This is a genomic window from Parabacteroides leei (assembly GCF_023369805.1).
Classification (GTDB): domain Bacteria; phylum Bacteroidota; class Bacteroidia; order Bacteroidales; family Tannerellaceae; genus Parabacteroides; species Parabacteroides leei.
Genome location: NZ_JAMBQG010000023.1, coordinates 29,516 through 54,790 on the forward strand (window position 1 = coordinate 29,516; position 25,275 = coordinate 54,790).

24 protein-coding genes are annotated in these 25,275 nt (G+C 43.8%); 19 read left to right on the forward strand and 5 right to left on the reverse strand.

Annotated features, from left to right (window positions below; translation table 11 throughout):
- Nucleotides 1-19: 19 nt before the first annotated feature.
- Nucleotides 20-493: a cytidine deaminase gene (locus M1P97_RS22690; protein ID WP_195374732.1), complete on the reverse strand. Its 474-nt coding sequence runs from the start codon at nucleotides 491-493 to the stop codon at nucleotides 20-22.
- 79 nt (nucleotides 494-572) lie between these two features.
- Here M1P97_RS22690 and M1P97_RS22695 point away from each other — a divergent pair, with 79 nt between their 5' ends.
- The 14 genes from M1P97_RS22695 to M1P97_RS22760 all read left to right on the forward strand — a co-directional run bounded on the left by M1P97_RS22695 (nucleotide 573) and on the right by M1P97_RS22760 (nucleotide 17,003).
- Nucleotides 573-1,304, forward strand: a complete 732-nt coding sequence (locus M1P97_RS22695) for a class I SAM-dependent methyltransferase (RefSeq protein ID WP_195374731.1) — start codon at nucleotides 573-575, stop codon at nucleotides 1,302-1,304.
- Nucleotides 1,305-1,389: 85 nt separating this feature from the next.
- On the forward strand, nucleotides 1,390-2,298 hold the full coding sequence (locus tag M1P97_RS22700; RefSeq protein ID WP_195374730.1) for a glucosaminidase domain-containing protein: 909 nt from the start codon (nucleotides 1,390-1,392) through the stop codon (nucleotides 2,296-2,298).
- Between the two features lie 45 nt (nucleotides 2,299-2,343).
- Entirely contained in the window at nucleotides 2,344-3,510 is a 1,167-nt protein-coding gene (locus M1P97_RS22705; RefSeq protein ID WP_249390291.1) for an AIR synthase related protein, read from the forward strand.
- An 8-nt stretch (nucleotides 3,511-3,518) separates the two neighbouring features.
- Nucleotides 3,519-4,628 carry a peptide chain release factor 1 gene (gene prfA, locus M1P97_RS22710; protein ID WP_249390292.1) on the forward strand — a complete coding sequence of 370 codons (1,110 nt, stop codon included), beginning with the start codon at nucleotides 3,519-3,521 and terminating at the stop codon, nucleotides 4,626-4,628.
- Nucleotides 4,629-4,655: 27 nt separating this feature from the next.
- Nucleotides 4,656-5,498 carry an orotidine-5'-phosphate decarboxylase gene (gene pyrF / locus M1P97_RS22715; RefSeq protein WP_249390293.1) on the forward strand — a complete coding sequence of 281 codons (843 nt, stop codon included), beginning with the start codon at nucleotides 4,656-4,658 and terminating at the stop codon, nucleotides 5,496-5,498.
- Between the two features lie 87 nt (nucleotides 5,499-5,585).
- Nucleotides 5,586-6,626, forward strand: a complete 1,041-nt coding sequence (lpxD, locus tag M1P97_RS22720) for a UDP-3-O-(3-hydroxymyristoyl)glucosamine N-acyltransferase (RefSeq protein WP_195374726.1) — start codon at nucleotides 5,586-5,588, stop codon at nucleotides 6,624-6,626.
- 7 nt (nucleotides 6,627-6,633) lie between these two features.
- Entirely contained in the window at nucleotides 6,634-8,019 is a 1,386-nt protein-coding gene (locus tag M1P97_RS22725; RefSeq protein ID WP_249390294.1) for a bifunctional UDP-3-O-[3-hydroxymyristoyl] N-acetylglucosamine deacetylase/3-hydroxyacyl-ACP dehydratase, read from the forward strand.
- A 12-nt stretch (nucleotides 8,020-8,031) separates the two neighbouring features.
- Nucleotides 8,032-8,817 (forward strand): acyl-ACP--UDP-N-acetylglucosamine O-acyltransferase, encoded by a 786-nt coding sequence (gene lpxA / locus M1P97_RS22730; RefSeq protein ID WP_195374724.1) that lies wholly within the window; start codon nucleotides 8,032-8,034, stop codon nucleotides 8,815-8,817.
- Between the two features lie 164 nt (nucleotides 8,818-8,981).
- Nucleotides 8,982-9,542: a plasmid pRiA4b ORF-3 family protein gene (locus M1P97_RS22735; RefSeq protein WP_249390295.1), complete on the forward strand. Its 561-nt coding sequence runs from the start codon at nucleotides 8,982-8,984 to the stop codon at nucleotides 9,540-9,542.
- Nucleotides 9,543-9,545: 3 nt separating this feature from the next.
- The gene (miaA, locus tag M1P97_RS22740; RefSeq protein WP_249390296.1) at nucleotides 9,546-10,442 is read left to right on the forward strand and encodes a tRNA (adenosine(37)-N6)-dimethylallyltransferase MiaA; all 897 of its coding nucleotides are present in this window, start codon (nucleotides 9,546-9,548) and stop codon (nucleotides 10,440-10,442) included.
- 563 nt (nucleotides 10,443-11,005) lie between these two features.
- On the forward strand, nucleotides 11,006-14,038 hold the full coding sequence (locus M1P97_RS22745; protein ID WP_249390297.1) for a SusC/RagA family TonB-linked outer membrane protein: 3,033 nt from the start codon (nucleotides 11,006-11,008) through the stop codon (nucleotides 14,036-14,038).
- A gap of 15 nt (nucleotides 14,039-14,053) precedes the next feature.
- A complete protein-coding gene (locus M1P97_RS22750; protein WP_229058651.1) occupies nucleotides 14,054-15,832 on the forward strand; it encodes a RagB/SusD family nutrient uptake outer membrane protein in 1,779 nt (592 codons plus the stop codon).
- An 81-nt stretch (nucleotides 15,833-15,913) separates the two neighbouring features.
- Nucleotides 15,914-16,519, forward strand: coding sequence for a zinc finger Ran-binding domain-containing protein (locus M1P97_RS22755; RefSeq protein WP_249390298.1), 606 nt, complete (start codon nucleotides 15,914-15,916; stop codon nucleotides 16,517-16,519).
- Nucleotides 16,485-17,003, forward strand: a complete 519-nt coding sequence (locus M1P97_RS22760; RefSeq protein WP_249390299.1) for a zinc finger Ran-binding domain-containing protein — start codon at nucleotides 16,485-16,487, stop codon at nucleotides 17,001-17,003. The genes M1P97_RS22755 and M1P97_RS22760 overlap by 35 nt, the downstream gene beginning before the upstream one ends.
- A 424-nt stretch (nucleotides 17,004-17,427) precedes the next feature.
- On the opposite strand, the gene M1P97_RS22765 is transcribed toward M1P97_RS22760, so the two are convergent.
- Both M1P97_RS22765 and M1P97_RS22770 read right to left on the reverse strand, forming a co-directional pair.
- Nucleotides 17,428-17,799, reverse strand: coding sequence for a DMT family protein (locus M1P97_RS22765; RefSeq protein ID WP_195374718.1), 372 nt, complete (start codon nucleotides 17,797-17,799; stop codon nucleotides 17,428-17,430).
- Between the two features lie 3 nt (nucleotides 17,800-17,802).
- The gene (locus M1P97_RS22770) at nucleotides 17,803-18,549 is read right to left on the reverse strand and encodes a tRNA 2-thiocytidine biosynthesis TtcA family protein (RefSeq protein WP_249390300.1); all 747 of its coding nucleotides are present in this window, start codon (nucleotides 18,547-18,549) and stop codon (nucleotides 17,803-17,805) included.
- Between the two features lie 108 nt (nucleotides 18,550-18,657).
- On the opposite strand from M1P97_RS22770, the gene M1P97_RS22775 reads away from it, so the two are divergent.
- The 5 genes from M1P97_RS22775 to rpiA are packed head-to-tail and all read left to right on the forward strand — an operon-like array spanning nucleotide 18,658 to nucleotide 23,202.
- Nucleotides 18,658-20,097, forward strand: a complete 1,440-nt coding sequence (locus M1P97_RS22775) for a tetratricopeptide repeat protein (RefSeq protein ID WP_249390301.1) — start codon at nucleotides 18,658-18,660, stop codon at nucleotides 20,095-20,097.
- A gap of 15 nt (nucleotides 20,098-20,112) precedes the next feature.
- Complete coding sequence (locus M1P97_RS22780) at nucleotides 20,113-20,601, forward strand: NfeD family protein (protein WP_195374715.1); 489 nt, start codon at nucleotides 20,113-20,115, stop codon at nucleotides 20,599-20,601.
- Nucleotides 20,602-20,611: 10 nt separating this feature from the next.
- The gene (floA, locus tag M1P97_RS22785) at nucleotides 20,612-21,607 is read left to right on the forward strand and encodes a flotillin-like protein FloA (RefSeq protein ID WP_195374714.1); all 996 of its coding nucleotides are present in this window, start codon (nucleotides 20,612-20,614) and stop codon (nucleotides 21,605-21,607) included.
- A gap of 8 nt (nucleotides 21,608-21,615) precedes the next feature.
- The gene (locus M1P97_RS22790; protein WP_195374713.1) at nucleotides 21,616-22,485 is read left to right on the forward strand and encodes a nucleoside phosphorylase; all 870 of its coding nucleotides are present in this window, start codon (nucleotides 21,616-21,618) and stop codon (nucleotides 22,483-22,485) included.
- A gap of 9 nt (nucleotides 22,486-22,494) precedes the next feature.
- Nucleotides 22,495-23,202, forward strand: coding sequence for a ribose 5-phosphate isomerase A (gene rpiA, locus M1P97_RS22795; RefSeq protein WP_249390302.1), 708 nt, complete (start codon nucleotides 22,495-22,497; stop codon nucleotides 23,200-23,202).
- A gap of 62 nt (nucleotides 23,203-23,264) precedes the next feature.
- On the opposite strand, the gene M1P97_RS22800 is transcribed toward rpiA, so the two are convergent.
- Nucleotides 23,265-24,011, reverse strand: a complete 747-nt coding sequence (locus tag M1P97_RS22800) for a nitroreductase family protein (protein WP_195374711.1) — start codon at nucleotides 24,009-24,011, stop codon at nucleotides 23,265-23,267.
- 24 nt (nucleotides 24,012-24,035) lie between these two features.
- Nucleotides 24,036-25,220, reverse strand: a complete 1,185-nt coding sequence (locus tag M1P97_RS22805) for an AAA family ATPase (protein WP_195374710.1) — start codon at nucleotides 25,218-25,220, stop codon at nucleotides 24,036-24,038.
- Nucleotides 25,221-25,275: the final 55 nt, after the last annotated feature.

The window sequence follows — 25,275 nt, forward strand, 5'->3', positions numbered from 1 at the left end:
ATAATCCCCCAGGAACAGACTAAAGACTATCCTTTCCGAAACAAAGAGGCAAAAGCGAAACTGCGCTCGGAGCGACCATTACCTCTTTCGTTCCGCAAAGCAATACTTTCACCGATTTGCCATATCGTTGTTCCGTTTCCAGCAAAACCTGCCGGCAAGCACCACAGGGAGAAATACTTTCCACCTGCTTTCCTCCCGTTGCCGCAGCAATCGCCAGGGCTACCACGGGAATATCCGGATACTGATGTCCGGCATGGAACAAAGCGACCCGTTCGGCACACAAGCCGGAGGGATAAGCCGCATTTTCCTGGTTACTTCCCGTCACAATCGTTCCGTCGGCCAACAATGCAGCCGCACCCACATGAAATTTAGAATAAGGTGCATACGACTGTTCTGTCGCTTTCAACGCGGCATGAACCAAAGGCAACTCTTCATCCGGAACTTCGTTCAACGGATAAACTGTTATTTTCGTTTCCAGTCTGATTTCCTTCATACAATCAAAATATTAGATAAACAAAGATAGTAAATTTGTATCTTTGCCGGATAAATTATAAATAAATCCATCTCAGGATATGCAAATACCCCTACTCACACCCGATAAAGACCCGATGGGCGCGGCAATCGCCGATTATTTCGCAAACGGAAAAGCGACAAAACTTCGTGTATTCTCTTCTATGTTCGATGAAGATGAAATCCCGGTAAAACAACTGTTCCGCAGTTTTGAGGAAATGCCGGAAACAGAACAGGAGGCCCTTCGCATGAGTACGGGTAAGATATTGGATGTTGGTGCCGGTAGCGGATGCCACTCGCTCGCTTTGCAGGAAATGGGTAAAGAGGTGAAAGCGATCGATATATCTCCGCTCTCCGTAGAGACTATGCAAAAAAGAGGAGTGAAAGAGGTTGCGTTGCAAAACTTCTTCAATGAACAGTTCACCGGTTCATTCGACACGATCTTGTTACTGATGAACGGTTCGGGGATCATAGGTAAAATAGCCAACCTGCCGGAATTCTTCCGGACAATAAAAAGACTGCTTGCTCCGGGAGGATGCGTGTTGATGGACTCGTCCGACCTACGCTATTTATTCGAAGACGAAGACGGCAACCTCGATATTGACCCTGAAGACGATTATTATGGCGAAGTAGATTTCCGCATGCAATACAAAAACACCAAAGGCGGCAGCTTCGACTGGCTATACATCGATTTTCAAACGCTCAGCCTGCATGCGGCCAACAATGGCTTCAAAGCAGAGATGATAAAAGAGGGAGAGCATTATGACTTCCTTGCCAAAATCAGCAAAATATAGACGAGTATTTTATAGATTATTTAGAAGAGAAATATCTCCAGCTTCATTATCTTTGCGAAAATAAATACTTTAGAGGACTCTTTTTATGAAATTAATGATACGAATTTTTTGTCTATTGTTTTTTGTTACAGTATTCGCAGATGCTGCTACCCAGCGTAAAATCCCTTCCTACGAAAAGTATATAAAAACATACAGTGACCTGGCTATACAACATCAGAAAAAATACAAGATACCTGCCAGTATCACACTGGCACAGGGAGTGCTTGAGTCCGGAGCCGGACAAAGCGACCTGGCACGGCGCTCAAACAATCATTTCGGCATTAAATGTCATTCCGACTGGCGTGGCGGACGTGTCTATCATGACGACGACCTGCGCGGAGAGTGCTTCCGTAAATATAAACGGGTGGAAGATTCGTACGATGACCATTCCCGCTTCCTGGCTGAACGGCCTCGTTACGCATCCCTGTTCCGATTAAATATCAAAGACTACAAAGGTTGGGCCAAAGGATTGCAGAAATGCGGTTATGCAACCGACCGTGCTTATGCCAACAAACTGATCAAAGTAATCGAAGATTACGAGCTTTACCGTTATGACTCGGCTAAAGGCGGCAAAACAACCACCCAAAAGACAAGCCAGACGGCAAAACAGTTAGCCCGTTATACGATCTATAAAACAAACGGCCTGCTTTATGTGTATGCCAAAAGCAACGATAGTTTTGAACAAATTGCCGGAAGCCTGGGTTTTAGGGTCAAAGACATTAAGAAGTACAACGAAGTCCCGGAAGATTTCCCATTGCAAAAGAATGATATCGTCTACCTGGAAAAAAAGAAAAAGAAGGCAGACAAGCCTAATTACGACCATGTTGTACAAATCGGAGAGTCCATGCACAGCATCTCCCAGAAATACGGAATACAAATCAAGAGCCTGTATAAGATAAATAAAAAAGACAAAGATTACGTTCCTGAAGAAGGAGATGTGCTAAAACTTAGATAAGTAAGATAAAAAAATAGTATCTTTGCGGCCAAATACGTAAAAACAATGAGTGACCAACGTTACAACCTGCGCGGTGTATCCGCTTCAAAAGAAGATGTTCATAATGCAATAAAGAACATCGATAAGGGAATATTCCCTAAAGCATTTTGTAAGATCATCCCCGATATATTAGGCGGTGATCCTGAATACTGCAACATTATGCACGCTGACGGAGCCGGAACAAAATCATCCCTGGCTTACATGTACTGGAAAGAAACCGGTGACCTGTCTGTGTGGAAAGGTATTGCACAGGATGCACTGATCATGAACATCGACGACCTATTGTGCGTAGGAGCTGTCGATAATATCCTTGTTTCATCCACCATCGGACGAAATAAACTGTTGATCCCGGGAGAAGTAATCTCCGCCATCATCAACGGAACAGACGAACTGTTGGCCGAACTGCGTGAAATGGGCGTCGGTTGCTATGCAACAGGAGGTGAAACTGCCGATGTAGGCGATCTGGTTCGCACGATCATCGTAGACAGCACCGTAACCTGCCGTATGAAACGTGCAGACATTGTAGACAACAGCAAAATACAAGGTGGCGACGTAATTGTCGGCATGGCATCCTACGGACAGGCTACCTACGAAAAAGAATATAACGGCGGAACAGGCAGCAACGGTTTGACCTCTGCCCGTCACGACGTATTTGCCAAATATCTGGCTGAAAAATATCCGGAAAGCTACGATGCAGCAGTTCCAGACGAGTTGGTTTATTCCGGCGGTCTGAAACTGACTGACAAAATCGAAGAACTGGGTATCGATGCCGGTAAACTGGTATTATCCCCTACCCGCACGTATGCTCCGGTAATTAAAGTATTATTGGATAAACTACGTCCACAGATCCACGGAATGGTACATTGCTCCGGCGGAGCACAGACTAAGGTAATGCACTTCGTAGAAAACAAGCGTGTTACGAAAAATAATCTGTTCCCGGTTCCTCCTCTTTTCCGTATCATACAGGAACAGAGCGGCACCGATTGGAGTGAAATGTACAAAGTGTTCAACATGGGACACCGCATGGAAGTCTATCTGTCGCCCGAACATGCAGAAGAAGTGATCAGCATAGCCAAGAGCTTCAATATCGATGCACAGGTGGTTGGCTTCGTGGAAGAGGCGGATAAGAACGAATTGATTATTGAGAGCGAAAAAGGTCGCTTCATATATTAATCTGATAAATGGCTGAAAATAATTTATTAGGAAGATTAGACGGACTGGTAAGCCGTTTTGAAGAAGTCGGGACACTGATTACCGACCCGGCAGTGATTGCCGATATGAAACGGTTTGTAAAACTCAATAAAGAGTATCGCGATCTGGAGAAGATCGTGACTACCCGCAATGAATATGTAAACACGTTAAACGGGATAAAAGAAGCCCGGCAGATGCTGGACACGGAGCAAGATCCTGAAATGAAGGAAATTGCCCGCGAAGAGTTGGATGCCTGTAACGCACGTGTTCCGGAACTGGAAGAAGAAATCAAGCTGTTGCTTGTACCCAGCGATCCGGAAGACGACAAAAACGCGATCGTTGAAATACGTGGAGGAACGGGAGGCGATGAAGCCGCCCTCTTTGCCGGCGACCTGTATCGTATGTATGTAAAATACTGCGAAACAAAAGGTTGGAAAATAGCTCTCTCCAGTTGCAGCGAAGGCTCGTCGGGCGGATACAAAGAAATCATTTTCACCGTCAGCGGCGAAAAGGTGTATGGCACACTCAAATATGAGTCGGGGGTGCATCGCGTTCAACGTGTACCTGCAACCGAAACCCAAGGACGCGTACATACATCTGCTGCAACAGTAGCCGTACTCCCCGAAGCAGACGAGTTTGATGTTGAAATTAACGAAGGTGAAATTAAGTGGGATACTTTCCGCTCAGGAGGTGCCGGCGGCCAGAATGTAAACAAGGTCGAATCGGGCGTACGTTTAAGATACGTCTGGAAGAATCCGAACACCGGTGTAAGCGAGGAAATCCTGATCGAATGTACGGAGACGCGCGACCAACCGAAAAATAAAGAACGGGCCCTTACACGCCTGCGTTCTTTCATATATGATAAAGAACATCAGAAATACCTGGACGACATTGCCAACAAACGTAAGACAATGGTTTCGTCGGGCGACCGATCCGCGAAGATCCGTACATACAACTATCCGCAAGGACGTATCACCGATCATCGTATTAACTACACGATTTACAATCTGTCCGCTTTCATGGACGGCGATATACAAGCCTGCATCGACCAACTGACCGTTGCCGAAAATGCAGAACGCCTGAAAGAAGCGGAATTATAACAATTTCATTATTTGACACGAAACAAGATGAACAAGCAACAATTATTCGAGAACATCAAAAAGAAACAATCCTTCCTCTGTGTCGGATTGGATACAGATATAAAGAAGATCCCGCAGCATTTACTTTCTGAAGAAGACCCGATCTTCGCTTTCAACAAGGCGATCATCGATGCTACTGCCGATTATTGCGTAGCTTACAAACCGAACCTAGCATTCTACGAAAGTCTGGGTGTGAAAGGTATGCTTGCCTTTGAGAAGACAGTCACTTATCTGCATGAGAATTATCCGGATCAGTTCATTATCGCTGACGCTAAACGTGGCGACATCGGTAATACTTCCGAAATGTACGCCCGCTCTTTCTTCGATCATATCAAGGTTGATGCCGTAACAGTGGCCCCTTATATGGGTGAAGACAGCGTAAAACCATTCCTGATCTATCCGGAAGCATGGGTTATCCTATTGGCTCTTACGTCGAACAAAGGTTCACAGGATTTCCAGATGACAGAAGATGCCAACGGCGAACGTCTGTTCGAGAAAGTACTTAAAAAGTCACAGGACTGGGCAACAAACGAACAAATGATGTACGTAGTCGGTGCTACTCAGGGAAAAATGTTCCTGGATATCCGTAAATACGCACCAAATCATTTCTTACTTGTTCCGGGTGTCGGAGCACAGGGAGGTAGCCTGCATGAAGTTGCACAGTATGGTATGAACGACGAATGCGGTCTGTTAGTCAACTCTTCCCGTGCGATCATTTATGCTGATAAATCAGAGGATTTTGCTTCGTACTCCCGTAAAGCTGCAGAAGAAGTACAGCGTGAAATGGCAGGATATCTGCATGATAAGGGAATTATTCCCTGCAAAGCATAGGCAATCCCAATTATTTTCACCATTTTTGCAAACTGCTTTATTCTTAGTGGAGCAGTCTCGATTCAAATACAATTAACAAAATAAGTAATGGAGTTATCAGCCCAACAAATAGCGGACTTTCTTGGCGGAACCGTTGAAGGCAATCCGGAAGTGAGAGTCAGCAACTTCTCAAAAATAGAAGAAGGACAACCCGGAACATTATCATTCCTGGCCAATCCTAAGTACGAACATTATATCTATAATACAGAAGCTAGCATTGTTCTGGTAAATAACGACTTTTCTCCGGCTGAACAAATTACTGCCACCTTAATTAAGGTTGAAAATGCCTATGCTGCACTTGCCATGTTACTCAATTTGGTAGAACAGTCTAAACCCAAAAAGGCCGGGGTATCTTCGGCTGCCTTTATTGCAGCCTCTGCTACATTGGGAGAAGATTGCTACGTCGGCAATTTCGCTTATATCGGCGAGAACGTAAAGCTGGGTAAAAACTGCCAGATATTTCCCAACGTATATATCGGCGACGGTGTTACCGTTGGAGATAACTGCCTTCTTTATCCTCATACAACCATATATAACGGATGTAAAATCGGAGACAATTGTATCCTGCATGCCGGTTCTGTGATCGGTTCGGACGGTTTCGGTTTTGCTCCCGAAGGAGATAATTACAAAAAGATCCCGCAGTTAGGCAACGTTGTGTTGGAAGACAATGTAGAAATCGGCGCCAACACTACGATCGACCGTGCAGTAATGGGTTCAACCATTATCCGCCGGGGTGTAAAACTGGACAACCTGGTTCAGATCGCCCACAATGTGGAAGTAGGCGAAAATACAGTAATGGCTGCTCAGGTAGGTATTGCCGGCTCTGTAAAGATCGGCAGTCATTGTATGTTTGGCGGACAGGTGGGTCTGGCAGGACACATCCATATTGCCGACCATGTAGTATTCGGCGCACAGGCAGGTGTGATCAGCGATATTAAGGAAGCAAAAACCGTATTGGGGGCTCCTGCCATCGATGCGAAAAACTTCATGCGTTCGAGTGCGATATTCAACCGTCTGCCGGATATGTACCGCACCATGGGACAGTTACAGCGCGAGATCGAACAATTAAAGAAAGAAATCAATAAATAATATACGTATGCAGAAACAAAAGACGCTAGCCAAGAGTTTCTCGATGCAAGGTAAAGGCTTGCATACCGGACTGGATATCCAGATAACATTCAATCCGGCACCTGAAAACCATGGTTACAAAATTAAACGTGTTGACCTGGAAGGACAACCTATTATTGATGCATTGGCAGAAAACGTGGCCAGTACACAAAGAGGCACTGTTCTCTCTAAAAACGGCATTCAGATCAGCACCGTTGAACATGCGATGGCAGCTTTATATGCCTACGAAATCGATAACTGCCTGATCGAAGTGAATGCTCCCGAATTCCCTATCCTCGATGGTAGTTCACGTTTCTTCGCTGAAGAAATCCAAAAAGCCGGGATTGTTGAACAGAATGCACCGAAAGACTATTACATCGTAAAACATAAGATCGAAGTAAAAGACGAAGAAACCGGTTCTTCACTGATCATTCTTCCGGACGATAAATTCAGTGTAAATGTACTGATCTCTTTCGACTCTCCCGTATTGTCGAATCAGTTCGCTACACTGAACGACCTGAGCGAATTCCCGACAGAACTGGCCGCATCACGTACATTCGTCTTCGTTCGCGAAGTGGAAATGCTTCGCCAGAACAACCTGATCAAAGGGGGCGACCTCGACAATGCAATCGTAATCTACGACCAGAAGATGCCGCAGGATGCACTCGACAAACTGGCTGACGAATTGGGCATTCCTCACAAAGACGTACACGAACTGGGGTATATCAACAATAAGCCGCTGGTATTCGATAACGAACCGGCACGCCATAAACTGATCGACGTATTGGGTGACCTTGCACTGATCGGCAAACCTATCCATGGACGCATCATCGCTACCCGTCCGGGTCATAAGATCAACAACCAGTTGGCACGTATGATCCGCAAAGATATTAAACTGAACGAAGTACAGGCTCCGATCTACGATCCAAATGCAGAACCGATCATGGATATCAACCGTATCCGCGAGTTGCTTCCTCACCGTTACCCGTTCCTGTTGGTCGACAAGATCATCGAAATCGGCGGAGATTACATCGTCGGAATAAAAAATATTACGACAAACGAACCGTTCTTTACCGGACACTTCCCCCAGGAACCTGTAACACCGGGTGTATTGCTGGTAGAAGCAATGGCTCAGACAGGTGGTTTGCTCGTTCTGAATTCAGTAGACGAACCGGAACGTTATTCTACTTATTTCATGAAGATAGACGGAGTGAAGTTCCGTCAGAAAGTGGTGCCGGGAGATACTTTGATCCTGCGCCTGGAGCTGCTGGCTCCTATCCGCCGCGGTATCTCTACGATGAAAGGTTATATCTTCGTAGGCGACAAGCTGGTATGCGAAGCTGAATTTATGGCTCAGATTATAAAAAATAAATAATAGAAGAAGGCAATGAATCAATCCCCTTTAGCAGTCGTACATCCCGAAGCAAAGATCGGCCAGAATGTAACGATAGATCCTTTTGCAGTGATTGAAAAGGATGTAGTAATAGGCGACAATTGTCACATTTATTCACACGCAGTCATTCTCGACGGGGCCAGGATCGGAAACAATTGTTCCATCTTCCCGGGAGCTGTAATTGCCGGTATTCCACAAGACTTGAAGTTCAACGGAGAGCAGACAACCGCAGAAGTAGGAAACAATACTACTATCCGCGAATGTGTTACGATCAACCGTGGTACAGCATCGAAAGGCAAGACCGTAGTCGGAAGCGACTGCCTGATTATGGCGTATTCCCATATCGCCCACGATTGTGTACTGAAAGATCATATTATCATCGGTAATGCCTGCCAGATAGCCGGAGAAGTGGAGATTGACGACTTTGCCATTGTCAGCGGCGGTAGTCTGGTTCACCAGTTTACCCGCATATCCAAGCATGTAATGGTTCAGGGCGGTTCACGTATCGGAAAAGATATTCCTCCTTATACGTTGATCGGTCGCGACCCGATCGTTTATTGCGGTATCAATATCGTCGGTCTACGCCGCCGCGGATTCACCAACGAACAGGTATTCCTGATCCAGGATATCTACCGTACTTTATATACACGCGGGCTGAACAATACAGAGGCGCTGAAAGCGATCGAAACTGAATATGTACCCAGCATAGAAAGAGACTTGATCTTAAACTTTATCAAGACTTCCGAACGGGGTATCGTTAGAGGTTCCATCGACGAGTAAACGATAAGAAAAATAAACAATTTTGAAGGGCTGTCAACTCCTCGCAGGGTTAACGGCCCTTTTGTTTTATATTACTGAATCCACAGACCTCTTTTTTTATATCGTTGATATGTTGGTATTGATATTTTTTACTACTTTTGAACCAACAAAAAACTAAAAAGACTATGGTATTTAGATTCCTCATTCTATCAGATGAAGTAGATGACTTCAAGCGCGAGATCAAGATTGACGCGGAAGCTACTTTCCTCGATCTCCACGACGCCATCCTGGACTCAGTTGGTTACACGAAAGATCAGATGTGTTCTTTCTTTATTTGTGACGACGACTGGAGCAAGAATACGGAAATAACATTGGTTGAAATGGACACCACATCAGAAGTGGATAGCTATATAATGGGTGACACTCGTCTGGAAGAATTGCTCGAAGACGAACACCAGAAACTTATGTTCGTTTTCGACTATATGACCGAACGTGCCTTCTTTATGGAACTCCGTGAAATAGAGCCGGGCAAAGACCTCGACAAAGCAATAATCAGCAAATCAATCGGTCTTCCTCCCGCACAAACGGTCGACTTCGATGAGTTTGAAACCAAAAGTACAACAACAGATATCGGCGAAGACTTCTACGGTGACTCTGAATACGACATCGACGAACTGGATAAAGGCGGTTTCGAAGGCTTAGGTGACGGACCGATGGAAAATCCATACGACGACGAGCGTTTTTAATAAATGAATTCCCTTATCATATTACTTGGGCCGACAGGAGTCGGAAAAACAGAGCTGAGTCTGCGCGTAGCAGAGTACTTCGGTTCGCCTATTATCTCATCCGACTCCCGTCAGCTATATAAAGACCTGCCTATCGGTACTGCCGCTCCCACCCCGGAGCAAATGGCAAGAGTAAAACATTACATGGTCGGCACACTCGAGTTGACCGATTATTACAGTGCCAGTAACTTTGAAGAAGATGTTATTTCCCTATTAAATACACTTCACCAGACAACTCCGACAGTGGTTATGACCGGAGGTTCCATGATGTATATCGACGCCGTATGCAAAGGGATCGACGATATCCCTACTGTCACTCCCGAGATACGTGATGCCATCTACGCCCAGTTCGAACGTGAAGGGTTGGAACCTATCCTGGCAGAGTTAAAAGAAGCGGACCCGATTCATTACAATGAAGTAGATCGCATGAACTACAAACGGGTTATCCATGCCGTAGAGATCTGTCGGATGACGGGAAAGCCCTACTCCTCTTTCCGTACCAATATAAAAAAAGTACGTCCTTTCAATATTATTAAAGTCGGATTGACCCGCGACCGGGAAGAGTTATGCGACCGTATCAACCACCGGGTCGACCAGATGATGGATGACGGACTGCTTGAAGAGGCACGTAAAGTGTATCCTCACCGTCACCTCAACTCGCTTAACACAGTCGGCTACAAAGAACTATTCAAGTATTTTGATGGGGAATGGTCTTTGGACTTCGCAGTTGAAAAGATCAGACGCAACTCACGTGTTTATGCCCGCAAGCAAATGACCTGGTTCAAACGGGATACGGAGATCGAATGGTTCCATCCGGAAAAGGAAACAGAGATTATGAATTTTATAAAAAAACAACTATAAAACCTGATATCTATACCTAACAAACTTATACTCACAACAATCCACAACCTCAATATGCCTACTTAAGATTAAAAAACAACCTTTCCAATTAAATAAACACAGAAATACCAATAGCGAAAACGACTATAAAAAGAAACTCTTCTTCTAGCCTTAATGCAACATAATAGATACAATAGAACTCATGCTCCTATTTTCTATTGATATTTTAGTAAACAAATGATAATTCAGGGATAAGTCCTAAATGGACTATGGTTTATTTGTGACAAATATATGAAATATTTATTTAATCATGTTTTGTTATTAAAAAATATACACATACCCAAGAATGTTTTTTAACACCTCCTTATCTACAACCTCGAAAAAAGCCCTCTACAGCCTTATTCTTCACCAAATATTCATCAGCTACACCAAGAAAAATATTGTCTAAGAAAAATTCAACCATAGTCCATTTAGAACTATGATTTAACACAAATCCTACATGCCAAATCTAAAAAGTAAAATCTGTTTTGGTTCATGGGATAGAAAGATTTATACATCAAATATTATTTTTAATCTAAATTTCCATGCGAAAAAAATTAAATTTAGTTAGCTTTATTCTACTGGCGGGAACATTAGCTTCCCCAGGAACAACTTTTGCAGGAACTACACCAGCAGAGCCTAGTACCAGTATTTCCCAACAAACGGGAAGAGTGACATGCGTTGTGGAAGATGCCCTAGGTCCAGTAACCGGAGCATCTGTGATTGTGAAGGGGACAACTACGGGTAATGTATCCGATACCGACGGTAAGGTTGTTTTAGAAGGTTTGAAGCGCGGAGACATCATTCAGGTTTCTTTCGTCGGTTATATCACACAAGAAATCCCCTATACCGGACAGTCTACTATCAAGATCGACCTGAAAGAAGATTCTCAAGCTTTGGAAGAAGTTGTTATCGTTGGTTACGGTGTTCAGAAAAAAGAAAGTTTAACGGGTGCTTTGCAAACCCTGAAAGAAGAGAAACTGACCGACATTACAACACCTTCAGTTGAAAACATGCTAAATGGTAAGGTATCAGGAGTGTACGTAGCCCCGGGTTCCGGACAACCGGGTTCAAGCGGTGCAGTTGTGGTACGCGGTAAAGCGACATTAAGTGGTTCGACAGCTCCACTTTGGGTAATCGACGGTGTGATCGTTGGAGACGGTGCCGGATTACTGAATCCTTCGGACATTGAAACTATGACTATCCTGAAAGATGCTGCTTCTACCGCCATCTATGGTTCGGAAGGGGCAAACGGTGTTATCCTTATTACAACCAAAGCGGCCAAGAGCGGCAAGATACAGATAAACGCTTCTGCCAAACTAGGTATCAGCACGTTGAACAACGGGAAACTGGAAATGATGAATGGAGCGGAACTATATGACTACTACGCCTCTTTCAACAATCCGGAAATGGTTGCTTTCCCTCGCTGGAACTCGGAATTGCGTAACTCCAATTTCGATTGGTGGGATCTGGCCACTCAATCCGGCTTTACACAAGATTATAACATATCACTCTCAGGAGGAAACGACCAGCTTAGTTCATACTTCTCTGTCGGATACTACGACGAAGAGGGAGCTGTAAAAGGATACGACTATTCGCGCTACACCTTCCGCTATCGTTCAAACTATAAACCATTCAAATGGTTGACTATTAAACCTTCTGTTTCAGGAGCAATGCGTACGGTAGAGGATGCACAGTATTCCGTTACATCTATGTACTCCATGTTTCCGTGGGACAGTCCTTATAAAGAAAATGGCGAATTGGTTCCCGACCGTTACCAAGGATGGGTCAACAGCCAGCAGACAAACTACCTGAACGATCTTTCGTATGGCAATCATACTGATTATAAGACTTACGAGTTCCTTGGTAACTTGGATTTCGATATTAAGATTACAGATTGGTTGACATTCCGTTCAGTAAACAGTTTCCAATACACAAATTATTATTATCAATCATATAGCGATCCGCGAAGCAATGGAGCCTCCGGCGTAAATGGTCGTATCGAAGAATACCAAAGCAATACGAGCCGCCGCTATACCAACCAGTTGTTGAACTTCAACAAAATGTTTGGCAAACACTCGGTAGATGCCGTATTGGCTTACGAGTTCAAAGACTATCAAGGAAAAGCCATCAAGGCTATAGGAACAGGGTTCGCTCCTGGATTTGAGGTGCTGGATGTAACTGCCTTACCTGAAAAAGTGGGAGGAAGCCTAACTGAATCGGCAGTTCAATCTTACTTCTTCCGCGGAAACTACTCATACGATAACCGTTATGTGGCAGAGCTATCTCTTCGTCGCGACGGAGCATCCAACTTCGGTTCAGACGCCCGTTATGGTAATTTCTATTCAGTTAGTGGTGGCTGGAATATCAGTCGTGAACATTGGTTCAATGCAAAATGGGTAGACGCACTCAAAGTTCGTGCTTCATACGGTATCATGGGTAACCGTCCGGGTGATTATTATCCGCAATATGCCCTTTATTCAATTTCAGCCAACTATGATGGCATACCGGGTACATTGATCAGCCAAGTCGGCAATCCGAACTTAACTTGGGAAGAAACAGCCACATTCGGTATCGGCGTGGACGCCAACTTGTTTAATAACCGCCTGCGCATTGTATTCGATTACTATAATAAGTACACGACAGACGTACTTTACAAGACCCCGCTATCTGGTCTTACAGGTGTAACCAGTCGTTGGCAAAATATTGGTGAAATCAGTAACAAAGGTATCGAACTTACTATAGGTGGTGACATTATCCGCACTAAAGACTGGAACTGGAGCCTCGAAGCCAACGTGGGACACAACAATAATACAGTAGAAAAGCTGTATGGAGACGATCCTAATATGGAAGTCATTATTGGCGGTGGTATAGGTATTGCCGGTGAAGCATCGAAAATTCTGAAGGTAGGCTATAGCAGTGACGCATTCTATGTAAAAGAATGGGCTGGCGTAAACCCGGAAAACGGAGCTCCGCAATGGTACACTACCACAGAAGACGGCAGCCGTGTCATAACAGATGATTACACAAAGGCCGACTTTGTGATCAGCAAACCATCTACACCGAAACTGTTTGGTGGATTCAACACCTCATTAAGCTGGAGAAACATTGATCTGAATGCCGTATTCGGTTTCTCTCTCGGTGGTAAGATCTATAACTATTCCCGTCAAGAATATGATGCCGACGGTACTTACACCGACCGCAACCAGATGAAATTGAAGGATGGATGGAATCGTTGGGAAAAACCTGGCGATATCGCAACACATCCTGTTCCATCTTATAATAATCAATCAAAAGCAAACAGCCCTTCCAGCCGTTATCTGGAAGATAGCGATTATCTGAAACTGCGTTCGCTTACTATTGGCTATAACCTAAGTCTGCCCAAGTATTACATCCAGAATATGCGCATCTTCTTTGCTGGTGAAAACCTGTTCACAGTCACCGGTTATTCGGGTGTAGATCCGGAAATACCAGCTAAAGCCAATGACGACGGAACAATTTCTGTTATCGGCTCTGCCGGTCCTTCAGTTTATCCGTCTACACGCAAATTCATGTTCGGTCTTAATTTAACATTCTAAACTAGCTAAGTAAATATGAAAACTAATATAAAGAAATTCTTTCTGGCAACTGTTTGCATAGGAACACTGTTGACTTCCTGCGATATCGAACGATTACCTAATGGAAGCATGGCGGCCGAAGACATAACTTCGGACCCGAATAAAGCACTCGACGGCTTAGTGCGTGGCGCCTATGCCCAATTGAAAACATGGTCTGACCCGATGCACCGCCTCGGTGAATATGCGGGCGACAATATGATGATTCGAGGCTCATCCACGGATGCATTCTACGAATTCATCTCTTTCTCTCGTACTGCCGAGAATTATCGACTGGATGCCTTCTGGAATTCAGGCTACAAAGCCATAGCCCAGACTTCCAACATCATCAAAATGATTGAAGAAGGACAAAGCGAAGACATAGACAACAAGTTGGGCGAATGCTACTATATCAGAGGTATGATGTATTTCTACCTTACTCGTGCCTACTCCCGCCCTTATTATCAAGCGCCAAATAAAAATCTGGGGGTACCTATCGTCAACGGAACACCAGATGATCTAGAGAATTTGCAATTACCAGACCGTTCAACGGTTGAAGAAAGTTATGCACAAGCTATTGCCGACTTGCGCAAAGCAGAAAGCATGCTGACTATCAATGAAGGTCCGGCCTACGCATCCATCGGAGCTGCTCAAGCCATGTTGTCGCGCGTATATTTATATATGAGCGGTACTTATTCAAATCCTAACACACAATATGCAGACTCGGCTGTTTACTATGCTACGCAAGTAATCAACTCCGGTGTTTATCAGTTGTTACCACATAACGAGTTTATGAACTACAACACCTATACACCGGAAAACAATAAAGAGTCTATCTTCGTTGTAAAACGGGTAGCTTCCGAATTCTCCGGCTTCGACCATTATTACGGCATCGGTGGTATGTATGCCAACATCGGCGGTATGGGTTGGGGCGAAATGTTCGCCAGTGCCAAATATATTGACTTGCTGAACGAAACAGGCCGCAACGACTGGCGTCCTGACCGGAAGAAGATTGTAGATGCACGTGCAAACTTCATTGAGCCACAGTATGTGGTTGATGATAACGGCAAATACACAGAAGTTTTCCGCTTTATCAAGAAAGTATACAACGCAAGTGGTGAACACACAAACTTCAACTACGTGCAAGCAACTTTAAACAAGAACGGCAACCAATACCGCTGTACGGAAGTTGTTGAAGGAGAAGAAAAAACTTATCCGATGACTGTAGTAGACGAAGCACAGCAAATCTACTCGATATCTTATTCTGACGGAGAAACCTACACAGGTGTTATCGACTATCAGATGTCATTAAACCGTGTTTATCCCGAGTTTTATATCACAAAATGTTCGCGCGAAGGTGAAGACTCACATCTTCATTCTCCAATCATCTCCCGTTTGGGCGAAATCTATCTTAACCGTGCGGAGGCATATGCTAAGCTAGGACGTTACAGTGAAGCATTAGCCGATCTGAACACTATCCGCGAGCGTTCTATCCCCGGTGCCGGTTATTCATCTCTGGATGCAAACAATGCCTCCACGTTGATTGACAAAGAGCGTCAACTTGAATTGGCTTATCAGGCCGAACGCAGCTTTGATGTATTCCGCAACGGCGATACATTGTACCGCCGTTATCCCGGTCCTCACGAAGCAACGAAAGATATACCGGCTACCGACTACCGCGTTACGTTCTATATCTCGCAGGATGCCATTAACTCCTACCCAAGTGGTAGCACGTTGACACAAAATCCGACAGACAATAGTGGAGTTATTTTAAATTAATCAACAAAAGAGAGTATGCCAATATGTGACATACTCTCTTTTATTATTTTTATATTTCTATTAAGTCAAACGATTAAAATCATGAATAATCGATCCTATATTTTTTTAAGCCTATTATTGGCAATGTCCGCATGTGATAATTCGATAACCATGGACTCTGAATCCAATATAATGACTCGTTCCGTCATTAAAGATTTTACTTATTTCAATAACATAGAAACAATCACTTCCGAAACCGGAGATTGTTGGATTTCAGGAGATATTTATTGTTCAAGAGAAGCTACATATACATTTATATTTGCTTTTGAAGCGACAGGAAATGTGGGTTATGAAGCAAGTATAGGCACTTCTCCAATGATACGCCCTGATAACGGAAGTAATTTCCGAACAATAACAAGAGTTCTTAAGCCGGGAATTAATCACTGTTATGTACATCTATTATTCACCGGACCAGATCAACAAGGCTATGCAAGACTGATTATAACCCAAATTAACAACAACCCGTTATCCAGCGAGTATACTGGTGAATCAGTCGATCTAGTAGCTTCCGGATACAGTAATTTGCAAGACACAAGTGGTGGAACAATACCAGGGCATTGGCACTGTCCGAGTTGTGGTATTCTTAATTCCTGGAGTGATAAATGCCCTATTTGTGGAACCGAAAATTCCAAATATGACGGAAATTGATCTAAACAAAAACATGATAAAAACAACACATACACTTTCTAATGGCGATAATTCAATTTCCGGGCAAATATATTGTACAGAAGAGGCTGAATATACTTTTATCTTTGCATTTGAAGGAACAAACGGATGCCGTTATGAAGCAGGTATAGGAACCAATGTTCGAATTTATCCAAATAACGGAGGTTCTTTTCGTACCATCACTACAGTACTTAAACCAGGTGCTCACGACTGTTTCGTAGATGTAAAGTTTACCGGGTCAGACCAACAAGGTTATGGAAGATTAGTCATAACCAAAATCAATAATGTTCCTTTAAATATGGCATATGAAGGAAGTGTTGACTTAGTGGCCTCCGGACACAGTAACCGAACACCAGATATCGGAACAATACCGGGACATTGGAGATGTTCAACTTGTGGGCTATTGAATTCTTGGATTCCTAAATGTGCCGCCTGCGGAGCAGAAAACAAAGAATATAAAAATTAATATATGAAGGAAACGGTTCTACTTTTAGAATAATGCTTCATATTCATACCTAATATCAACATCTGTTTTTAGTTCACTCCTTCAAGCGAAAGTAAGTCAGGGCCAGTAGATAATAACAGGATAGATAACGGCTTCTTATTATGAAAGTTAGCATCTTTTTATTGTTTGTCATTTATCGAACGCTTGTTTCACAGTTATCAAATAAGCGTTTGACGGCTGACAAACAAGCGTTCGATAGCTGACAAAAAGAAAAGAAGATAGGATTATTCAACTAAAAGGTCAGTACTCATGCGTTAGAATAGAATATGTAAACAGATAACCAGCCAGGGGCTATTCGCCTTTTCCATAATACCGAAAGCGACTGTTTATGAATAAAAAACTCGAAAATCAAGATATTAGACTAAAACTGAACCACTGATGCCAATTATTTCTTAAACACCAAATAGACAGCTGCAACCAACAGCAAACAAGCCAGCGCATGATTCCACTTGAAAGATTCTCCCTTAAAAGCGATCGTGCTGAAAGCGATGAAGACCACTAAAGTAATAACCTCCTGTATCACTTTTAATTGTATAAGATTGAACGGACCGCCATTCTCACGGAATCCCATCCGGTTAGCGGGAACCTGGCAACAATATTCCAGGAAAGCGATCCCCCAGCTAAACAAGATAACACCGATCAACGGCAGACTTTCAAACCAACTGAACTGTTGTTTCATCTTCAGATGACCGTACCACGCAAGCGTCATAAAGACATTCGATACGACTAATAACAGTATTGCATAAAATCCCTGCATAATTTATTTCTTTTTTTGAGGAAGATAATCCGGTTGTATATTTGACATGCTGTTCCAGATACTGTAACGTGCCTCCGGGTTGATCGCTTCCAGGCGGGCCAGCACCTCTTTCATTTCCGAACGGCTGGAGCCGGATTCGTAGGGGCAGTTCTTGATCTGTTTCCGATACCCTTTCCAGGCAGCGATACGGATCAGATCCTTTTCTTCGACCAGACACATCGGTCGGATGATCTCCATATCGAACTTATCCATTTTCAGTCGCGGAGGCATCGTTCCGATAGCTCCCTGATGCGTCATGTTCATCAGCAACGTTTCAATAATATCATCCTGGTGATGCCCTAGCGCGATCTTGTTGCAACTATGCTTCTTAGCAATATCGAACAATGCTTTCCTGCGTGTCCAGGAACAAAGGAAACAAGGCGACTTACGGGTATCTGTCGAAGCATCGAAACTCGTTTCGTGGATGAAAAACGGCAAGTTATGCTCATCGGCACAACTCTTCAGATACACCATATCCGAATGATAAGGGATGTTGGTCATCACAATATGGGCAACCACTACTTCGAAGCGGGGATTGTATATTTTAGACCGACGTCCCAGCAGGTCGACCAAGGCAAGCGAATCCTTCCCGCCCGACAATCCGATCAGGATACGATCGCCGTTGGCTATCAGGTCATATTCGAAAATAGCCTTCTTCACCTTCTCTTCTACTTTCCTGAACAGGAGCTCTTCTGCAGTCAACTTTGCCATATTATCTTTAAATCGGGCACAAAAATAGATATTTATCCAATGAATTGTATGCCTAACTAAAAATATTATTATCTTTGAATCAGTATAATTATATTACAACAAGAGAAAATGAGCCGGTTATCTAAGAAACTGTTTTACACAATTGGAATTACGTTACTTTGCAGCGGCCTGCAGGCTCAAAGCCTGGACCAGGCAAAAAAACTATACAACGAAGGGCAATATGCCGAAGCTAAACCCGCATTTGAGAAGCTGGTGAAACAAGCCCCCAGTAATTCATCCTACAACCATTGGTATGGCGTCTGCTGCTTTGAAACAGGCGATCTGGTCGGTGCCGAAAAACACCTGAAAGTGGCAGTGAAACGTAAAGTACAGGACGCTTACCGTTACCTGTCGGATGTCTACTTTCAAACCTATCGTTTCGACGAAGCAGCCGAAACGCTCGAAGAATACATAGAACTGCTGACTAAAAAGAAGTTGGATACACAGGCTTTCGACGACAAACTATCATTGGCTGAAAATGCACACCGCATGATGGAGAAAACAGAAGATGTCCAGATAATCGACAGTCTTGTAGTCGATAAAGAAGACTTCCTCACCGCCTATACCCTGAGTGAAGAAAGCGGTACGTTGACTTCATTCAAAGATTTCTTCCAGACAAACGAACCTGTTGCTTCGACAGTCTATATGAATCAGAAGGGCGATAAAATTTATTATGCACATGCAACCGACAACGACCATTATTGTCTCTTTACACAATCCAAGCTATTGGATAAATGGGGGGATGAGAAACAGTTGCCGATGAACATTAACAGCAAGAGCGACGACAACTATCCGTTTGTCCTGTCTGATGGTGTAACGGTATATTACGCTTCAAAAGGAAACGGTTCGTTAGGCGGTTATGACCTGTTCGTTACCCGTTATAATATCAACTCTGATACTTATCTGGCTCCGGAACAACTAAGTATGCCTTTCAATTCTCCCTTCAACGACTATATGATGGTTTACGACGAGACTAAGGAATTGGGATGGTTCGTCTCCGACCGTTTTCAGCCGGAAGATAAGGTTTGTGTCTACCTGTTCATTCCGAACAACGAACACAGCCGGGTAGAAAGCGAAGACATAGAAGTAAAACGTGCCCGTGCCGCCATTACTTCCATACAGGATTCATGGAAACCGGGTAGCGATTACACCAGCCTGATTGAACTGGCACATAAAGAAATTCCTTACGGTGAAGCAAAAATCGAAAAAGACTTCGAATTCGTGATAAACAACAGTCTGGTTTATTATAAGCTAGATGAAATAAAAAGTCCCGAAGCGAAAAGCTACTACGAAAAAGTTGTTTCGCTGAACAAACAGATAAAAGAACTGAATGAAAAGCTGGTTGACCTTAGAGCATCTTATTCTTCCGGGAATAGTGCAAAAAAAGAACAGCTTAAACCGACAATTCTCGAGGCTGAAGAGCAACTGAACAACCTGCTCAGCCAGCCTGACGAATTGGAAAAGAAAGCCCGTAACACGGAGATTAATTATTTAAAGAGTAACAGATAATTCAGCCCAACTATCATGATCTGGGAAATAACCATTATTGTCTTTTTAATGCTTGTAGCCATCGTGCTTATCCTGCTGGAAATATTTCTGCTACCAGGTATAACGATTGCTGGAATCGGAGGATTCCTTTTTGCCGCCGCCGGTGTTATTTATGCCTACGCGGTGAGCGAAATGGCGGGACACATCACTTTATTCCTGTCATTGGTGACTTTCGGTAGTGCATTTGTATGGTTATTGCGTTCGCGGTCGTTTCACAGGGTGGCTCTGAATACGAACGTCGACTCGAAGCTGACTTCCAGCCGTGACCTGGGCATCGAACCCGGTGACGAAGGAATCACACTTTCCCGTCTCGCTCCTATAGGGAAAGCCCGTTTCAAAGGTATTACCGTTGAAGCAAAGTCAATGGACGAACTGATAAACGAAAATACTCCCGTTGAAATTGTCCGTGTCGACGGTTATAATGTTTTGGTTAAGAAAGTAGAACAAACAGATATTCACGCTTAATTATATTTATATGGAAGAATTGAACTATTTGCCTTTTATCCTACTGGGTGCAGCGGTCTTGCTGCTGGCAATTTTCTTTTACTATGTGCCGTTCCTGCTGTGGATCTCGGCTAAAGTTTCGGGTGTAAACATTTCATTGATACAGCTGTTCCTTATGCGTATCCGTAATGTACCTCCTTACATCATAGCTCGTGCCATGATCGAAGCACATAAAGCTGGTATTAAAAGCCTGACCCGCGATGAATTGGAAGCGCATTATCTGGCTGGCGGACATGTTGAGAAAGTGGTTCATGCGCTGGTGTCTGCTTCTAAAGCAAACATCGACCTGCCTTTCCAGATGGCTACTGCTATCGACCTGGCCGGCCGTGATGTATTCGAAGCCGTTCAGATGTCGGTTAACCCGAAAGTGATCGATACGCCTCCTGTGACAGCTGTTGCCAAAGATGGTATCCAGTTGATCGCAAAGGCACGTGTTACCGTTCGTGCCAACATCAAACAGTTGGTGGGTGGTGCCGGTGAAGAAACCATCCTGGCCCGTGTCGGTGAAGGTATCGTATCATCCATCGGTTCGTCGGAAAGCCATAAAACGGTATTGGAAAATCCGGATTCTATCTCTAAACTGGTATTGCGTAAAGGACTGGATGCCGGTACGGCTTTCGAGATCCTGTCCATCGACATCGCGGATATCGATATAGGTAAGAATATCGGTGCCTTCCTGCAAATGGACCAGGCTCAGGCCGACAAAAATATCGCCCAGGCTAAAGCCGAGGAACGTCGTGCAATGGCTGTCGCCCTGGAACAGGAAATGAAAGCGAAAGCACAGGAAGCCCGTGCAAAAGTGATTGAAGCTGAAGCAGAAGTGCCAAAGGCTATGGCTGAAGCATTCCGCTCCGGTAATATGGGAATCATGGATTATTATAAGATGAAAAATATCGATGCGGATACTTCTATGCGCGAATCGATAGCCAGACCGGCAAATTCTCCATCTAAACCGCTTAAAGACTGATTTAGAATATGAGAGTAATTCCCGAATCCGAATTAATCATAAATGCAGATGGAAGCGCTTTCCATCTGCATCTCAAACCGGAACAGCTGGCAGACAGAGTTGTCCTGGTTGGTGACCCAGACAGGGTTTCAACCGTTGCATCTTACTTCGATACGCAAGAGTGCGAAGTTTCCAGTCGGGAATTCCACTCTATTACAGGAACATATAAAGGGAAACGTATCACCGTTGTTTCGCATGGGATCGGTACAGATAACATCGATATCGTACTGAATGAACTGGATGCTCTGGCTAATATTGACTTTGCAACACGCACGGCAAAGCCGGAGTTTAAACAACTGACCTTGGTCCGGGTCGGTACATCCGGCGGACTTCAACCGTTTGTGCCGGTCGGCACTTACGTTGCTGCCGAGAAATCGATCGGTTTCGATGGAGTCATTTATTTTTATGGAGATACAGAACGTGTCAGAGACTCCGGGTTTGAAACCGAATTGATAAAACAACTGGACTGGCAATTACCCAACCTCTCTCCTTATGTTGTTTCTGCCGATCCTTCTCTGATAAAGCAAATCACCGGTAATGATATCATTCGTGGCATAACTATTGCTGCCAATGGTTTTTACGGCCCGCAGGGGCGTGAGTTGCGTCTGCCGCTTGCCGATCCGAAGTTGAATGAAAAGATTGAAGCTTTCAATTACAACGGACAACAAATCACTAATTTCGAAATGGAAAGTTCTTCTCTTGCCGGCCTTGCCGCATTAATGGGACACCGGGCAATGACTGTTTGCTGTATCATCGCAGGTCGTGTAGACAAGAATATGAATACTAACTACAAAGGCTCATTGACCGGACTGATAGAAACTGTATTGGAACGTATTTGACCACATATCATGAAACAGGAGAAAACAATCATAGACGCGGTGGAATGGGGTAAAGAGATTTCCAACCGGGAAGAAAAAGAAAAGGTTGCCGATAAGATAGCCTCTATGGTAACCGACAATGATATTATCGGCATAGGCTCAGGTTCGACAGCTTACCTGGCTCTGTTGAAGATTGCCGAACGCATACGGAGCGAACAACTCCATATCCGAGCAATCCCGACTTCTCAGGAGATAAAAATGGCCTGCGCCAAACTCGGAATACCTTTGACCAGCCTCCTTGAATACAGACCGAACTGGACTTTTGACGGTGCAGACGAAATAGACTCCAACCACAATATGATAAAGGGACGCGGTGGTGCCATGTTCAAAGAAAAACTACTGATCTGTTCCAGTCCGCGGACATTTATTATTGCAGACTCCTCCAAGATGGTTTCAAAATTAGGCTCCCGTTTTCCGGTACCGGTAGAGATATTTCCGGATGCGTTGGTCCATGTAGATCAGGCATTACGATCGTTAAGCCCGGTAGAAATAAAACTCCGGATGGCACAAGGCAAAGACGGCCCGGTCATCACAGAAAATGGCAATCTGATACTCGATGTCCGCTTCGATAATATCCCGGACAACCTGGAAAATGCGATCAAATCTATCACTGGTGTGATAGAAAGCGGACTTTTCATGCATCATGAGGTAGAAATACTGAATAGCAACAATTTATAAAAAAACCTCTTGCTTTTCGAAGCGTTCGTAAGCAAGAGGTTTTCTTTATATTAAGGGATGAATTACTTCATGAATCCTTGATCTTTCAGGACTTTGAGCAGGACTTCCGAAAAATATTCATTGTTCTTCTTCGTATATCGAATATCGGTAAATACCTGTGCCAGTGTTTCTTTGTTATTCTCTTTTACAAACTGCTTATTAACTTCAAGCGCTTCCTTCTCACTGTATAATTCATTAATAGAAGCTGGTGTATAGTCAACATATGCTTCCTGGTGAACAACAGCAGTCAGGGGTAAACGCTCTACCTGTTCCGGTAGCGGTTGAACCGGATAACCAACAGTCACAGTTACAAGAGGAATAACCAGACGAGGTAATGACAGAGCTTCAATAATTTTATCTGCATTATAAGCCGTCGTTCCTAAATAACAGATGCCTAAACCTTTTTCCTCTGCTGCATTACAGAAAGTCTGGGCAAACAACATCGCATCGATTGTAGCCGCAATAAAAGTTTGCAGGTTGTCAAAACCCGCTTCAGCATTACGCTGTTCAGCCCATTTCACAAAACGATTGGCATCCGCACAAAAGGTCAGTACTACCGGAGCTGTCGTAATCATCGGCTGATTGAAGTGAGCCGGAGACAGTTTTTCTTTATTTGCTTTATCGCGGGTAACAACCACACTATATAACTGCATATTTCCGGTATTGGAGGCACGAGCGGCCACTTCCAGCAGTTCATTCAACAGCTCTTCGGGGATATCCTGATCTGTATATTTACGGATAGTCCTCCTGTTCTTCATTATATCTATCATATCTATTTTTTTATAACGTATCAATCAATAACACAAACCCAGTAACCAGATGGGTAGCTTGTTGTTCTGACTTTTAGGTTGGCCGTAAATAGCAGCAAAGGTATTTTCTGCCTCTCTGATCCGTTCGTAATCCATTAAAGGATCGCCCACCATGAACGTATATTTATCATTTACAACAAAATCATTATTATTAAGCAAACGGATGGATGCAAAATTCGATAACTGGTCGACAAAGAAAGTTTCACCCAGGATCACACGATCATTCAGACTTTCATCCAGAGCTATCAATAAATTCGTATTACCCGGATAAGTTTTCTGAATTCGATTTTGTATAAGCCCTTCCATTGACTGATAATGCCGTATGCATACTGCATCTCTCAAATAATTAAAATATCTCTTCACCACTGCATCATCTAACTTCATTTTAGCTGCAATTTCCACTAAAGGCGGAACATCGGGTACCTGGTCGGATATCGACATCATCATTTCTTTGATCACCTTCAATTCCCCATATTCAGTTGGATAGACAGCCGGCAAATCTATTTCAATCGCATCCCTTATACGATCCTGTAAACGAAATGGATAAGCATCAGGATCATCCCAATAAAATGGATAACAACCATGTTCCAGATAATTACGGAACACAGGTGCAACAACTATCTGGTCATTCACATTCCTTGAAACCTCGGCATGGTTCTCCAATAAATCATCCAAAGATAGAGGAGCAAGATCCAGAAGGCACTCATAAGAAAGATATTCCCGAAATGACATGGTATTTAGCGTATAGCAGGAAGTTCCTTTTAACCCTTTCGTTACTTTCGACATCGGAAGCAAAGAAGACGATGCGAACACGATATGCAGCCCCGGACAGCGCTCCAACAGTTTTTTCATCTCACTGATCCAGTTCGGATAACGGTGCACGCTATCCATGAAAAGATGAGTTCCCCCAGCCTTATAAAACTGAGTGGCAACATTGATCATCTTTTCCCGTTGAAAAAGAATACTGTCCAGATTTAGGTACAATGCTTTATCCGAATTATCGAAAGCCAGCTTGATCCGTTGCAGCAATAATGTTGTTTTCCCTACTCCCTGTGAGCCAAAAATTCCAATCAGACGATCATCCCACTGTATCTGCTTATAAAGATATCGCTGAAAATTGCATCTTATCCCCTTCAGTAATTGCTGATGGTTTAATTGGTATATGTCCATAAACTAAACTATTTGTTACAAATGTAATACATTATGTCAAAAAGGAAGACCGGAT

Excerpts from the sequence above, each read along its gene's own strand:
- M1P97_RS22690 (WP_195374732.1), bottom strand. The coding sequence starts at position 493 with ATGAAGGAAATCAGACTGGAAACGAAAATAACAGTTTATCCGTTGAAC.
- M1P97_RS22695 (WP_195374731.1), top strand. The coding sequence starts at position 573 with ATGCAAATACCCCTACTCACACCCGATAAAGACCCGATGGGCGCGGCA.
- M1P97_RS22700 (WP_195374730.1), top strand. The coding sequence starts at position 1,390 with ATGAAATTAATGATACGAATTTTTTGTCTATTGTTTTTTGTTACAGTA.
- M1P97_RS22705 (WP_249390291.1), top strand. The coding sequence starts at position 2,344 with ATGAGTGACCAACGTTACAACCTGCGCGGTGTATCCGCTTCAAAAGAA.
- prfA (WP_249390292.1), top strand. The coding sequence starts at position 3,519 with ATGGCTGAAAATAATTTATTAGGAAGATTAGACGGACTGGTAAGCCGT.
- pyrF (WP_249390293.1), top strand. The coding sequence starts at position 4,656 with ATGAACAAGCAACAATTATTCGAGAACATCAAAAAGAAACAATCCTTC.
- lpxD (WP_195374726.1), top strand. The coding sequence starts at position 5,586 with ATGGAGTTATCAGCCCAACAAATAGCGGACTTTCTTGGCGGAACCGTT.
- M1P97_RS22725 (WP_249390294.1), top strand. The coding sequence starts at position 6,634 with ATGCAGAAACAAAAGACGCTAGCCAAGAGTTTCTCGATGCAAGGTAAA.
- lpxA (WP_195374724.1), top strand. The coding sequence starts at position 8,032 with ATGAATCAATCCCCTTTAGCAGTCGTACATCCCGAAGCAAAGATCGGC.
- M1P97_RS22735 (WP_249390295.1), top strand. The coding sequence starts at position 8,982 with ATGGTATTTAGATTCCTCATTCTATCAGATGAAGTAGATGACTTCAAG.
- miaA (WP_249390296.1), top strand. The coding sequence starts at position 9,546 with ATGAATTCCCTTATCATATTACTTGGGCCGACAGGAGTCGGAAAAACA.
- M1P97_RS22745 (WP_249390297.1), top strand. The coding sequence starts at position 11,006 with ATGCGAAAAAAATTAAATTTAGTTAGCTTTATTCTACTGGCGGGAACA.
- M1P97_RS22750 (WP_229058651.1), top strand. The coding sequence starts at position 14,054 with ATGAAAACTAATATAAAGAAATTCTTTCTGGCAACTGTTTGCATAGGA.
- M1P97_RS22755 (WP_249390298.1), top strand. The coding sequence starts at position 15,914 with ATGAATAATCGATCCTATATTTTTTTAAGCCTATTATTGGCAATGTCC.
- M1P97_RS22765 (WP_195374718.1), bottom strand. The coding sequence starts at position 17,799 with ATGCAGGGATTTTATGCAATACTGTTATTAGTCGTATCGAATGTCTTT.
- M1P97_RS22770 (WP_249390300.1), bottom strand. The coding sequence starts at position 18,549 with ATGGCAAAGTTGACTGCAGAAGAGCTCCTGTTCAGGAAAGTAGAAGAG.
- M1P97_RS22775 (WP_249390301.1), top strand. The coding sequence starts at position 18,658 with ATGAGCCGGTTATCTAAGAAACTGTTTTACACAATTGGAATTACGTTA.
- M1P97_RS22780 (WP_195374715.1), top strand. The coding sequence starts at position 20,113 with ATGATCTGGGAAATAACCATTATTGTCTTTTTAATGCTTGTAGCCATC.
- floA (WP_195374714.1), top strand. The coding sequence starts at position 20,612 with ATGGAAGAATTGAACTATTTGCCTTTTATCCTACTGGGTGCAGCGGTC.
- M1P97_RS22790 (WP_195374713.1), top strand. The coding sequence starts at position 21,616 with ATGAGAGTAATTCCCGAATCCGAATTAATCATAAATGCAGATGGAAGC.
- rpiA (WP_249390302.1), top strand. The coding sequence starts at position 22,495 with ATGAAACAGGAGAAAACAATCATAGACGCGGTGGAATGGGGTAAAGAG.
- M1P97_RS22800 (WP_195374711.1), bottom strand. The coding sequence starts at position 24,011 with ATGATAGATATAATGAAGAACAGGAGGACTATCCGTAAATATACAGAT.
- M1P97_RS22805 (WP_195374710.1), bottom strand. The coding sequence starts at position 25,220 with ATGGACATATACCAATTAAACCATCAGCAATTACTGAAGGGGATAAGA.